The organism is Pedobacter sp. MR22-3 (assembly GCF_026240075.1).
In the GTDB taxonomy this organism is placed as follows: domain Bacteria; phylum Bacteroidota; class Bacteroidia; order Sphingobacteriales; family Sphingobacteriaceae; genus Pedobacter.
Genome location: NZ_JAPIVF010000002.1, coordinates 716,268 through 730,308, shown reverse-complemented (window position 1 = coordinate 730,308; position 14,041 = coordinate 716,268). Strand labels below are relative to the sequence as shown.

Below are 14,041 nucleotides of genomic sequence, written 5' to 3'. Positions count from 1 at the left end.
CAGATTAATTTATATTGATTTATAGATGGCAATTTTAAACAAGCCCGGATAAAAATGCACTTCAAAGGGTAAGCCTGCGGTATTTCTATTAAGCGAAGAATCTATTGCTTTTTTTGTATAAGGATGAACCTCTACCGTATTCCCTTTCTTCAGGTAACCATTACCGATCATGGTATCTATATCATTTGGTTTAACATGAATACAGCCATGTGATTCTCCCAACTGAAATATTTTTCTCCTTGCTGTTGAGGCTTCATCTATAGGTGTGGTATGAATGAAATCGCCCATAACATATTCCTTACCATTCATTTTACGATCAAGGTTAACATCCTTGAAGTATTTAACAGATACGTGTCCGAAATCATTAAAAAGCCATTTAGTAGGGATGGGAGAATTTGGATAGAGCTCACGTTGATATTTGAGTACGGCATTTGCAACGCCTTTCTGATCATTTTTATATTGCCCCCATTGTGCGTTCACATCAGTTAATTTTTTCCATACTCCGTTGTACTTAACCATTACAATATCTCCAGTGATTTTAACTTCAGTACCCCAGGCTATACCAGACCATGCAGCATATTTACCATAGCTAACATGTTTCTCGATACTTTTAATCACAAACCTACCAACAGTTGTAGATGTTTGCGCATGTCCATCGCCACCCATCTTTACGTTTTCAGGGCCTCCATGTGCATCAAATTCCTTTATCTTTAAAAGCGTATTCATCTATAGTTAGTTATATTTTAAAATCTCTACCATAATTACATGGGCCTGATCTAGTTTCTCATGGTTATTAAAAGTTAGTTTAATGGTTGTACTATCTGATACTTTAATCTTTACTGGGAGAGGTTGTGCCGTTATCCCAATTTCAGTTTTTTCTTCTTTAATACTTCCGAAGTAGCTAGCAAAATCGGCAATGCGTAAAGAATCTGAAATCGGCTTAGGTATAAGACATATTACACCTGCCTTTATCATATTTCTTTTCTCCCCGTTTTTATAGTATTGCACCACGATGCTTTTTTCCGAATCGTGCTTTTCATCATGATAAATCTCAAGTTTGAGTTTTCCTGAAAATTTTTTATTTAATGCTTGAATATTTGGTTCATCAAATTGGGCTAATGGAAGTTTAACCAATGAATCAATATAATTAAGAAATAGATCAGCAATTCCCGTTTTATGATTATCTACAAGTTGAAGTTTACTTTCTTCTTTTTGATGATGATCTTGATTTCCACTACAACCGAGAAAACAACTTATGATGAAAGTGAAAATAATGGTGTGCCCTATTTTAGAATTAAAAGATAAGCTTTTCATTGAGGATTAGTTATGGTTAGATGGTTTAATAAGTTAAATGGATAGTTGGTTAATTAGAAAATCATGGCTGATAAAATATAGAAACCATAATCATTTTGATAGCATAGTTGCCCCCCAAACCAAATTATAAATACCTAATTGCCGGAAGAGACTTCCTATGAGGTTTTAAAGGAAAACTTAATGTAAACGTATTGTTCCAACGGATCAGAATATACAACGTATCAGAGAAACTCAAAATAGCTTGGAAAGCCATAATATTTAAATTTAGCGTTAATAAATTTGGTTAAAGCAGCTGAGAGCTACCAGCTTAATGTAAATCCAAATATCAGGCCAATTTAAATTTGATAAACTGTTAATGAGTATGATAATTATATACAAACACTAAAATGAAGTATAAAAAGCCTTAAAGGCTATTAAGGAGAAATGATTAGCCAGATTGATATATTAAAAAATTACACTATTTGAATGTAAATACCTACAGTAATGCAGATAAAATGTTCAAAAAACATACATCAAAATAAGTTTGATTGTGCAGCGAGATTAATATCATCATAGGTAGCACTAGTCATGCTACCTATGATGGGGTGCTTATAAGTTTTCAGGTAAAGACATAAATGCTCCGATCACCTGGAATACTTTTATAAATTTTAGCAGTTGTTATAATTTAGCTTCATTCCTGTTGATGAAAAAGTAAACAGGCACTCCCAACAACACAATGATGAGGCCAGGCCAGGTGTATTGTTGTTTATAAATGAGCAACAATATGCAAAATGCTGCACCTATTAGCAGATAGATAACTGGTGTAACAGGGTAAAACCAGGTTTTGTAGGGCCTTTCCAAATCAGGCTTTTTAAACCTTAAATAGATCACACCAAATACCGTAATCATATAAAACAATACAATTACAAAAGAAATCATATCTAAAAGATTGCCATACTGACCACTTAAACATAATAAAGATGCCCAAATGCCCTGCATCCAAAGTGATCTTTCAGGAACGCCATTTTTATTATTTTTAATAGCCGCTTTAAAGAACATCCCATCCTGTGCCATGGTTTGAAAAACCCTTGCACCCGCCATTACGAGTCCGTTTACGCAGCCAAAAGTAGAAATCATCACCAAAACAGCCATTATTATGGTACCTGCTCCGTTGCCAAATATTTGCGCAGAAGCTACTACGGCAACTCTGTCGTTCGGTGCAAAAGCAATACTATCTCTATCTAGAGTATTGAGGTAAACAAAATTGACCAACAAATACAATATCATCACCGCTGATGTGCCTAAAACCATCGATCGAACCACATTTTTTTTAGGGTTTTCAATCTCTCCCGAAACAAAAGTTACATTTTCCCAGGCTACACTAGAAAATACCGAACCCACCATTGCAGCAGCAATTCCACCCATTATGGTCATGCCGGAGATGGATTCCCATCCGGTTTTTAAGAAATTTCCACTCAAATCAGTCTTAAAGTTATTAAAAGCACTCCAGCCATATTTCATATGTTCTGCCCAAAAACTATTTTTTACCAGGAAGAAGCCCAATATAATTAAGCCAATTAAAGCGATAATTTTAGATCCCGTGAAAATATTTTGCAGCACCTTACCGCTTTCTACACCCTTTGTATTGATATAGGTTAGCAGCAGAATAACTGCAATAGCCAGCAACTGTATCCAGGTAATTTTATAACTTCCGCTCTGAAAAATCGGGGCAGCATCATTTAATGCCGGTATTAAATAGGCCGTAAATTTACCAAAAGCTACCGCAACGGCAGCAATGGTACCAGTTTGAATCACCGTAAAGAGCCCCCAGCCGTAAAGAAAGCCCATCATTTTGCCAAAAATCTCTTTTAAATAAGTGTATTGACCACCTGCTTTAGGAAACAGGGCAGATAGTTCTCCATAAGAAATTGCTGCAGCTATTGTCATTACTGCAGTGATTACCCAAACAACAATGAGCCAGTAACCTGAACCTAAATCCCTCATGATGTCAGCGCTGACAATAAAAATACCGCTTCCGATCATTGAGCCCATTACCAGCATTGCCGCATCAAAAAGGCCTAATTTTCTTTTAGAAGATTCTGCTTCATGTCCTTTTTCCATTTTCTTAGTTGTTTGGTTTTAGTTAGTTTGTGGCTAATTTATTTATAATAATAGAGAAACGAACCTGTTGGCCTGTATTATTTTAGTCGTATAAAATTCCGGCTTGGTTAACGGGTCCTCAATTATGAAATTTTATTTATGAATGCACCTTAAGATTCAGTCCATTAATAATTTCATCTGAAGAAAATAAAATATTATATTGCTGATTAATAACCAAATCTCTAAAATCAGCGTGCTGTTATGTATGAGCGTAATGGCAAAGAACTGATCGCTATGAACCAATAACCAAATATTTAACTATGATTTTTTTACAAGACAATTTAATTTACTGTATTCCTGCATTGGGCCTGATCGGAATAATTGTAATGATGATGAAAAGTGCCTGGGTAAACAAACAGGATGCAGGCGACAAAAACATGCAGGAACTGGCCGGCTATATTGCGGATGGCGCAATGGCATTTCTTAAAGCAGAATGGCGGGTGCTGAGCATCTTTGCTGTTTTTACAGCGGCATTACTGGCCTATTCCGGAACCATTACTGAAATTAATGGTGTTCCGATGCATTCCAGCTGGATCATCTCACTTTCTTTTATCATAGGTGCGGTATTTTCGGCAACTGCCGGATACATAGGAATGAAATCGGCAACGAAGGCTAATGTGAGGACTACCCAGGCCGCAAGAACAAGTTTAAAGCAGGCACTAAAAGTTTCCTTTACCGGTGGAACGGTGATGGGATTGGGTGTAGCCGGATTGGCTGTTCTGGGTTTAGGCGGTTTATTTATCGTCTTCATGCAGTTGTTTCACGTCACCAATGCCAATAGCGTAGAAATGAGAACCGCCATTGAAGTACTAACCGGCTTTTCTCTGGGCGCTGAATCTATTGCCCTTTTTGCCCGTGTTGGCGGTGGAATTTATACTAAAGCAGCAGATGTTGGTGCAGATTTGGTAGGAAAAGTCGAAGCCGGAATCCCGGAAGATGATGTAAGAAACCCTGCTACCATCGCTGATAATGTAGGTGATAATGTGGGTGATGTGGCAGGTATGGGTGCCGATTTATTCGGATCATATGTGGCTACCATTCTGGCTACAATGGTTCTGGGACAGGAAATAACCGTTACAGATCAGTTTGGCGGCATGTCTCCTATTTTGCTTCCCATGGTTATTTGTGGCCTGGGCATTATATTTTCCATCATCGGAACCTGGTTTGTGACCATTAAAGATGAAAAATCGAACGTTCAAACTGCGTTAAACCTTGGCAACTGGTCGTCCATTATCATTACCGCTGTAGCCTCCTTCTTTATTGTAAAATGGATGCTTCCTGAAACCTTAAGCCTTCGTGGATATTCATTTACCAGCATGAATGTTTTTTATGCCATTATTGTTGGCCTTGTAGTGGGAACCATTATGAGTGTGGTGACAGAATATTTTACGGCCATGGGGAAAGGTCCGGTTAATTCAATTATTCAACAATCATCAACCGGGCATGCCACGAATATTATCGCCGGTTTATCGGTCGGGATGAAATCCACTGTCATTCCGATTTTGGTTTTGGCGGGTGGAATTATGGCTTCCTATCATTTTGCCGGATTATATGGCGTTGCCATTGCGGCGGCGGGTATGATGGCCACCACAGCCATGCAACTGGCCATTGATGCATTTGGCCCGATTGCAGATAATGCCGGCGGAATAGCAGAAATGAGCCAGCTTCCGCCAGAAGTACGTGAACGTACAGATAATCTTGATGCAGTAGGCAATACCACTGCCGCAACAGGTAAAGGTTTTGCCATTGCATCGGCCGCATTAACATCTTTGGCCTTATTTGCCGCTTTTGTTGGCATTGCTGGAATTACGGCGATCGATATTTATAAAGCACCCGTTCTGGCCGGGTTATTTGTAGGTGGCATGATTCCGTTTATTTTTTCGGCACTTTGTATTCAGGCAGTGGGTAAGGCGGCTATGGACATGGTTCAGGAAGTACGGCGACAGTTCCGCGAGATTCCTGGAATTATGGAATACAAAGCAAAGCCAGAATATGATAAATGCGTGGCCATCTCTACCAAAGCTTCCATCCGGGAAATGATGATGCCTGGTGCCATTGCTTTGATTACCCCTATCATTGTCGGTTTTACATTTGGACCAGAGGTTTTAGGTGGATTACTGGCCGGCGTAACCGTTACCGGTGTGTTGATGGGTATTTTCCAAAGCAATGCCGGCGGTGCCTGGGATAATGCTAAAAAATCTTTCGAACAGGGGGTGATGATTAACGGGGAAATGTTTTATAAAAAATCAGAGCCGCATAAAGCTTCCGTAACTGGTGATACCGTAGGTGATCCGTTTAAAGATACTTCCGGTCCTTCAATGAACATTTTAATTAAATTAATGTCTATTGTTTCACTGGTTATTGCGCCATATATTGCCGTAAAAGCTGTTGCGGCAGAACATCGGACAGAAATTCACAGCGAAATGAAAATTCAGCAGAAAGCAGACCGTCTGGGCAACACAATTACAGACACCTTAACAAATGTTTCCGATACTTTACGCAATTAGTTGTAAAAACATAGATATAAAATATTAAGGAAGGGGATTTTAACACAATCCCTTTTAATTTTTGGTAATTTTTATTTAGGTTTACCGCTTATTATCATAAAAATCAACAAAACATAAAAGACTAAACAACTTATGAATCTAAAAAAGCCTATTGATGTACTTATAGCAGAATCTGCTGAAAGTGGCGAAGGCACACTCAAACGTACACTAAGCAGTACGAGTCTTGTCGCTTTAGGTATCGGCGCTATTATTGGGGCAGGTTTATTTTCTTTAACAGGTATCGCAGCAGCAGATCACGCTGGCCCTGCAGTAACCTTATCATTTGTATTGGCCGCAGTAGGCTGCGCATTTGCCGGATTATGCTATGCAGAATTTGCATCAATGATTCCGGTAGCAGGTAGTGCATATACTTATTCTTATGCCACTATGGGCGAGTTTATGGCCTGGGTAATTGGATGGGATTTAGTACTGGAATATGCATTGGGCGCTGCTACGGTGGGTGTTTCTTGGTCAGGATATTTCAATAAGTTACTTCATGAATTTGGCCTTGAAATGCCGCTTTATTTAACCAAGTCATTTGCTGAAGTGGATGGCGGAGGAATTAATTTCCCTGCAGTCGTAATTGTTTCTTTACTTTCCCTGATGTTGATTCGCGGTACCAAAGAATCTGCAAGCCTGAACAATATCCTGGTCATCGTTAAGGTTACTGTGGTAATCGTATTTATTGCATTGGGATGGAAATTCATTAATCCGGCAAACCATACGCCATATATTCCTGAAAACACGGGTGTTAAAGGTGAATTTGGTATTTCTGGTATCGCAGCAGGTGCTGCATTGGTATTCTTTGCTTTTATCGGTTTCGATGCGGTTTCTACAGCTGCACAGGAAGCCAAAAACCCGCAGAAAGGTATGCCAATCGGTATCCTGGGTTCATTAGTCGTATGTACCATATTATACGTTCTGTTTGCACACGTTATGACTGGTTTAGTACCTTATAGTGTATTTAAGGGTGATGCCTCTCCGGCTGCAACAGCATTTAAAGTAACCGGATATAGCTGGTTACAAATGGGTTTAATCATTGCCATCCTGGCAGGTTATACTTCTGTTATACTGGTGATGTTAATGGGACAATCAAGGGTGTTTTATACCATGTCTAAAGATGGATTACTACCTAAGTTCTTCAGCAACATCCACTCAAAATTCAGAACGCCTTTTAAAACAAACTTATTTTTCATGGTGTTCGTGAGCATTTTCGCCGGATTTGTTCCGGTAACAGATTTAGGTCACATGGTATCAATAGGTACATTATTTGCATTTTCACTGGTTTGTATCGGTGTTTTATTATTGCGTAAAACTGATCCTGACAGACCCAGACCTTTCAGAACACCATTGGTTCCTTTCGTGCCAATTATGGGTGTAATTGTTTGCGTTTATTTAATGTCGTCATTACCGATTGAGGCCTGGATCAGGTTAGCCATCTGGATGGCTTTAGGTACGGCCATTTATTTCTTCTATGGAAAGAATAATTCTGTCCTACGGAATAAAGGAAAAGTAGTTCAACCTGTTGATCCGCCAAAACCTGGCTTATAATCAATAAAAAAATATGTTTTAAATCCCCGGTTAAAAGTCGGGGATTTTTTTGTGTTAAATAATTGTTAATAAACTACCTTTGCACAAAAATCAGAGATATTATAAATGGTACCACATCAAAACAAGTATTTTGCCATTCTTGTGCTTTTGTTATTGCTTTCCTTACAAACTTATGCGCAACGTACCATTAACGATATAATGGATTCCACAACGGTTAACCATTTATTAATCATTTCAAAAAAATACGGTTCACTTTCCTTTAGTGGTTATTTACAGCCTCAGTTTCAGGTGGCGCAATCAAATGGCACACAGGCGGAATATCAGGGCGGCAATTTCGGCGAATACACCAACAATCGCTTTCGGTTAAGACGGGGCCGGTTACGTGCTGATTACATGTTATTGGATGATAACAACAATCCTTCTACTTATTTTGTATTGCAGTTCGACGGAACAGAACAGGGTGTGAATGTCAGAGATTTCTGGGGCCGTTATTATGAAAACAAATGGAAATTAATTCATGTCACATTAGGTTTATCCGGCAGGCCATTCGGAAATGAATTACAACTTTCTTCTGCAGGCAGAGAAGCGCCTGAACGCGGACGCATGTCGCAAATTTTAATGAAAACCGAACGGGATTTGGGCGCAACATTTACATTCAATCCCCGATGGAAAAATGCCAGACTTAAAAATGTGGTATTGGATCTTGGGGTATACAACGGGCAGGGATTGGCTGGTCCGGCTGAATTTGACAACAGCAAGGATGTGATTGCCAGGTTAAGCCATAAGCCATACACGTTTAAGAAAATGCGTTTCTCTATAGCGGGCGGAATAAGTACCTTACAGGGAGGATTAAACCATCGCCTACCCGTGAGTTATAAAATGGAACACAATGGTCATTTATGGCAAATGACAAAAGATTCTTCTGCCAGTACTTTAAATGCTGTTGCACCACGCCGCTACTACGGTGCAGATATTCAGCTGGCTACTGCAACCAAAAGCTGGAAATCAGAATTGCGTGCTGAGGTCATATCCGGACTCCAAACCGGAACGTCTACTACCTCAACCACACCAGGTTCGTATCCGGTAGATGATAAGGCTGAACCTCTGCCCTATTACACCCGGACTTTTAATGGGGCATATTTTACGTTTGTTCAAACATTAAACAGTACAGACAACCAGATTATATTAAAATACGATTGGTACGACCCCAACTCAAAAGTGAAAGGCATGGATATTTCAGCAGTAAGGGGATTATCAGCTGCAGATGTTCGTTTTGATACTTTTGGATTTGGTTTTTTACATCATTTTAATCCACATTTTAAAGCAGTGCTTTATTATGACGTCATTAAAAATGAATCTACAGCCTTATCAGGCTATACCGATGATAGAAAGGATAATGTATTCACTTTAAGAACACAATTCTATTTTTAAGAATTTTTTGTAAATGAAGTTTAGCACAAATTGCGCTACCTTTGATCAAAATTGCGCGATATGAAACTTGATTTTATGAAATTCGATTTAAATCAGATCCTCACGACCACGATGGTTATTTTTGCCATTATCGATATTTTAGGTTCTATTCCGGTTGTCATTCAGTTGCGAAAAAAGGCTGGTCATATTGAATCAGAAAAGGCATCCATTGTAGCTACCGGATTAATGATTTTATTTCTTTTTCTGGGTGAGTCATTGCTCAAAGTCATTGGCCTGGATGTAGAATCCTTCGCCATTGCAGGCTCCATCGTTATTTTTTGTATTGCCATGGAAATGGTTCTCGGGCTTACGATCTTTAAAGAAGAAGCACCTGAAACCGTCTCTATTGTACCACTGGCCTTTCCATTAATTGCAGGTGCCGGCACCATGACAACACTGCTTTCATTAAAAACGGAATACCAGACCCAGAATATCTTGGTAGGGATAATCCTGAACATGCTTTTTGTTTATTTTGTATTGAAAAATACGGAGCGACTGGAAAGGTTATTTGGTAAAACCGGTCTGAATATTCTGCGTAAGGCATTTGGCGTGATTTTACTGGCCATCGCCATTAAGTTATTTCGCAACAATACAGGCCTTTAGCACTTCTTGTAATCTCAGTGATAGTTACCTTCTTATGTCGGACGGACGAAGTTTCGTCTGCACTTAGCCATTTAAAACCTTGTAAATCTGCTAGTGTTGTAACAAAAACTGGTTATATTGATCTTAATATCAAGCTAACCAAAAATGAAAAGCTTTGAAGAATATACTGTTATTATCGGTGCCATTGCAATTTTGATGGAGGCAGTGAAATACCTAAAAAGAAATATGAAGAAATGGCTCGAAAATATCTAGCTACTATAAAAATATTTTGAGCTAAGCTGATTTGTTCCTTTCACTACACTTCAGGAGTTAATAATACAACACACGCTCCGTCATGGCGAGGAGGCACGACGAAGCAATCTATTCTTGCTGAGATCATTTCTTCATTAACCTGGCAACAAACATCGTATCTGCATAATTCTCATAACCGTCAATCAGTTCCATCTTTTCCAGTTCGAGTGGCAGGTTTTCCAGCATATATTTGACCACATCCTCATTTTCTTCTGCAAATGCCGAACAGGTGATGTAAATGAGTGGTTTTCCGGGTTTTAAATATTTGATCACATTCTGTACAATCCCCTTCTGGATGGCTGCAAACTGGTTAATTTTTCTTTCTTCGAAAAACGTAAGCATTTCAGGGGTTCTGCCCCAGGTTCCTGAACCGGTACAGGGCGCATCCAGGATGATTCCATCAAACTGATAATGATGCAGTACCTGATCATTATTTTTCAAAAGATCTAACTCTTTTTTATGGTACTTTTTTATTCCTGCGAGACGAAACCGCTCATCAAGATTTTGTAAAATGCTGTCGCGCAAGTCGGTTACTAATAACTCTACAACTGGCTCAATGCTATGCAAAAGCAACGTTTTCCCACCAGATGCGGCACAGCAATCCCACCATTTATCCCACTTATCTGGCTTAAAATAAGTGCCCGTATGTTGTGAAGAAAGATCCTGAACCTGGTAACTTCCCTCCTGCAAAATGCTTTCCAGCTTTGTTCCGTTTGGCATTGCCAGGGCTGTTTCACCAATGGCCTTTACCGGTATTTCCTGCGCACTAAGCCTGCTCATCACTTCTGCCTGATCATTGGCATGAACACGAATAAAAAGATCCGGCTGCTTGAAAAACGAAGTCAGAAACTCCTGTTTATTTACGGCTTCCGATAAATGCGAATGAAGTGGATAAACATCCTCCAGGTTAAAATCAGGATATGTCGTTTTGATAAAATCTATCTTTTCGGATAGTGGATGCAAAATGTGGTTAATCCATTCCGGGAATTTTTGAGCAACAACGGGACTTAAAGTTCCCTGACAAAGAAAATCTGCAATACATAAACGCTCTTCGTTATTCAGTGTTTTTAAAGCATTACCCAGCCTGAAAAAACTATAAACATGCCGCGTTGCCCATCTCCGGTCAGAGGAGCCCATTTGCTTATGCTGCTTAAAATATCCAGGTAAAAAACGGTGTAAGGGCAAACTTCCATCGTAACTGTTTAAAATCTGCTCAAAGGCCCTTAACTGATGATTGGCTTTCATAAAAGAGGGAAAATTTAGTCTACAATTTCTAAAGCGAAATTTTTGTATTTCAGCAGCATTAAACTGGTATTGATGTAACCCAGTTTTTCGTCATGGATAAATGAAAATGTATTGTGAAGCCCTTTATACTTATCTTTTGTCAGGTATTCGCGGTAATCTTCTCCATGATTACTCAATAATTTACCAAAGTAATACCCTACATCAAAACCTTTAAAAGCATACTCTCCGGGTTCAAAGCCATAGCGGTAACGGTATTTTTTGATAAAACCAATAACTGCTGTATTTTTATAATCAATTTTATAAGAAGAACTGATAATGGTATTTAATGCCTGAATTTTATCCGTTGTATAGTTTTGTTTTACCCAATTCGGATGTCCGAATAAGTTAATTACATAACCACCTGAAGCCAGATTTTTAAGCTTATAAAGTTTATCAATTGTTGGCTGAACGAAAGCACGATCAGATGAGGTAACCACTACAGCATAATGCTTGCCTTTTTGCATCTTGGTTTCAAATGTAAAAACCGATGCATATTCCTGAACCACAAACTTACCATTGGTTTTTAAATAATCCCTTACCGGCGCAGCAAATGCCTGATCATCTGTTTTTTTAGGATTGATGATAACCACAATTGTATTGGACGGATTAAAATTTTTGACAATATAGGTGGCAATTCGCTGTCCATGTAACTCAATATTGTTCACAATAGACACGAGATTAGGGTTATTAAACTCTGCCGGATTGGTTGCAGCCAGTGGAGATACAATGGTAGCATCATTTTCTTTTGAGTAAGCAGAAATATGTTTTAAACCATCAGGAAAAACCGGACCGATAATTAAATTACTTTGATTAAACCGTTCGTTTTTATACAGCATGGAGATATGAGCATTATCATCCTGTGTATCAAAAACATTCAGTTTAAAGTTTAGTCCGGATGCTGCTGCAGAATCCAACCCAAGCTTAAAGCCCTGATAAAAATCGATGGGCATGGCGAACTTTTCAATATCTGCTTTGGTGGCTGTTTTTAAATTGAGTTCATCTAATTTAAATGGAACTAAAAGAGAAACATTTGCCTGCGTAAACTTTTTAGCAGGCTTTTTCTCTTCTTGCTTCTCCTTTTCTTTTGGTTTAGCAGTATCTTTTTTTGTCGTTCTGACTTTTGGTGAACAGGCCACAAAAATCATCGCCAGCAGCATCAAAAACCAATAATTCCTCTTTAAATTCATATGTGTATTTTAAACAAAATATGCTGGCAAATGTTTAAACCGCCAGCATAATCCTATATTCTTTAAATTGACTCCTGACATAGGACTCAAGACTATGAATCAATATTATTCCCACTCAATTGTTGCCGGTGGTTTGGAGCTGATATCGTAAACCACGCGGTTAATCCCTTTCACCTTATTGATAATTTCATTTGATATTTTGGCGAGTACAGGATATGGCAAATGGCACCAGTCTGCAGTCATTCCATCAAGAGATTCAACAGCTCTTAGCGCAATTACATTTTCATAAGTGCGTTCATCACCCATTACACCAACAGATCTCACCGGCAGAAAAATTGCACCTGCCTGCCAAACCTGATCATAAAGGCCAGCTTCTTTCAGGTTATCGATATAAATTTTATCTGCTTCCTGTAAAATAGCTACTCTTTCTGCGGTTACTTCACCAATAATCCGGATGCCTAAACCCGGACCCGGGAAAGGATGGCGACCCAAAATAAAGGATTCAAGACCTAAAGTTGACCCCACTCTTCTTACTTCATCTTTAAATAAAGTTTTAAGCGGCTCCACAATTTTAAGCTTCATAAAATCAGGCAAACCGCCCACATTATGGTGCGATTTAATGGTAGCAGATGGTCCTTTCACTGAAACAGACTCAATAATATCCGGATAAATGGTTCCCTGTGCCAACCATTTTACATCCTGAATCTGGTGCGATTCTTCATCAAAAACTTCAATAAATACACGGCCGATAATTTTACGCTTTTGCTCCGGATCTTCCACACCGGCCAGCTGGCTCAGAAACTTATCCTTGGCATCAACACCTTTAATGTTTAAACCAAAATCTTTATATTGTTCTAAAACACTTTCATATTCATTTTTACGCAATAAACCATTATCCACAAAGATGCAATGCAGGTTTGTTCCGATAGCCTGGTGTAATAAAACTGCAGCAACACTACTGTCTACCCCACCCGATAACGCTAAAACAACTTTATCATTGCCTACAGTCGCTTTGATGTCCGCAATAGTGGTATCTACAAAGGCTGCTGAAGTCCAATCCTGACTACATCCGCAGATATCGACAAGGAAGTTTTCCAAAAGCACCTTTCCATCAATACTATGTGTTACTTCCGGGTGAAACTGAATGGCGTAAGTATCTGAATCTTTAATATGGTAAGCAGCAACTTTAACACTATCCGTACTGGCAATTAATTCAAAGTTATCAGGAATGCTGGTGATGGTATCGCCGTGGCTCATCCAAACCTGAGAGCCAATATTAATGCCTTTGAAAAGTTTGTTTTCCTGATTGACAAAATTCAGGTTCGCGCGGCCGTATTCACGGCTGGATGAAGGCTGAACATCTCCGCCGGAATACTGGGCGATGTACTGGGCTCCATAGCAAACAGCCAATACAGGATATTTATTATGGTATTTAGCAAAGTCAATCTGCGGTGCATCATCCTGGCGAACGGAAAACGGGCTACCCGAAAAGATAACACCTTTTACATCTTCAGTAATTTCAGGAAGATTATTGAATGGATATATTTCACAGTAAATATTTAGTTCGCGAACTCTCCGGGCGATGAGCTGTGTAAACTGCGAACCAAAATCGACGATAATGATTTTTTCTAGCATCTGCAAAGCTACCAATTAGAT

10 protein-coding genes are annotated in these 14,041 nt (G+C 39.0%); 4 read left to right on the top strand and 6 right to left on the bottom strand.

Annotated features, from left to right (window positions below; all coding sequences use genetic code 11):
- Positions 1 to 9: 9 nt before the first annotated feature.
- The 3 genes from OQ267_RS06795 to OQ267_RS06785 all read right to left on the bottom strand — a co-directional run bounded on the left by OQ267_RS06795 (position 10) and on the right by OQ267_RS06785 (position 3,414).
- The gene (locus OQ267_RS06795; protein ID WP_265819657.1) at positions 10 to 726 is read right to left on the bottom strand and encodes a hypothetical protein; all 717 of its coding nucleotides are present in this window, start codon (positions 724 to 726) and stop codon (positions 10 to 12) included.
- 6 nt (positions 727 to 732) lie between these two features.
- Positions 733 to 1,314 carry a hypothetical protein gene (locus tag OQ267_RS06790; RefSeq protein WP_265835322.1) on the bottom strand — a complete coding sequence of 194 codons (582 nt, stop codon included), beginning with the start codon at positions 1,312 to 1,314 and terminating at the stop codon, positions 733 to 735.
- Positions 1,315 to 1,971: 657 nt separating this feature from the next.
- A complete protein-coding gene (locus tag OQ267_RS06785) occupies positions 1,972 to 3,414 on the bottom strand; it encodes an APC family permease (RefSeq protein ID WP_265835321.1) in 1,443 nt (480 codons plus the stop codon).
- Positions 3,415 to 3,713: 299 nt separating this feature from the next.
- Here OQ267_RS06785 and OQ267_RS06780 point away from each other — a divergent pair, with 299 nt between their 5' ends.
- The 4 genes from OQ267_RS06780 (at position 3,714) to OQ267_RS06765 (ending at position 9,623) form a co-directional block, all read left to right on the top strand.
- Entirely contained in the window at positions 3,714 to 5,960 is a 2,247-nt protein-coding gene (locus tag OQ267_RS06780; protein ID WP_265835320.1) for a sodium-translocating pyrophosphatase, read from the top strand.
- Between the two features lie 132 nt (positions 5,961 to 6,092).
- Positions 6,093 to 7,550, top strand: a complete 1,458-nt coding sequence (locus OQ267_RS06775) for an amino acid permease (protein WP_088303239.1) — start codon at positions 6,093 to 6,095, stop codon at positions 7,548 to 7,550.
- Positions 7,551 to 7,655: 105 nt separating this feature from the next.
- Complete coding sequence (locus OQ267_RS06770; protein WP_265835319.1) at positions 7,656 to 8,981, top strand: porin; 1,326 nt, start codon at positions 7,656 to 7,658, stop codon at positions 8,979 to 8,981.
- Between the two features lie 75 nt (positions 8,982 to 9,056).
- Entirely contained in the window at positions 9,057 to 9,623 is a 567-nt protein-coding gene (locus OQ267_RS06765; RefSeq protein ID WP_029287908.1) for a MarC family protein, read from the top strand.
- A 375-nt stretch (positions 9,624 to 9,998) separates the two neighbouring features.
- Here the strand turns inward: OQ267_RS06765 and OQ267_RS06760 are convergent, their stop codons facing one another.
- The 3 genes from OQ267_RS06760 to guaA form a co-directional block, all read right to left on the bottom strand.
- Positions 9,999 to 11,159 (bottom strand): RsmB/NOP family class I SAM-dependent RNA methyltransferase, encoded by a 1,161-nt coding sequence (locus tag OQ267_RS06760; protein ID WP_265835318.1) that lies wholly within the window; start codon positions 11,157 to 11,159, stop codon positions 9,999 to 10,001.
- A gap of 14 nt (positions 11,160 to 11,173) precedes the next feature.
- Positions 11,174 to 12,385 carry an ABC transporter substrate-binding protein gene (locus OQ267_RS06755; protein ID WP_265835317.1) on the bottom strand — a complete coding sequence of 404 codons (1,212 nt, stop codon included), beginning with the start codon at positions 12,383 to 12,385 and terminating at the stop codon, positions 11,174 to 11,176.
- Positions 12,386 to 12,490: 105 nt separating this feature from the next.
- Positions 12,491 to 14,020 (bottom strand): glutamine-hydrolyzing GMP synthase, encoded by a 1,530-nt coding sequence (gene guaA, locus OQ267_RS06750; protein ID WP_265835316.1) that lies wholly within the window; start codon positions 14,018 to 14,020, stop codon positions 12,491 to 12,493.
- Positions 14,021 to 14,041: the final 21 nt, after the last annotated feature.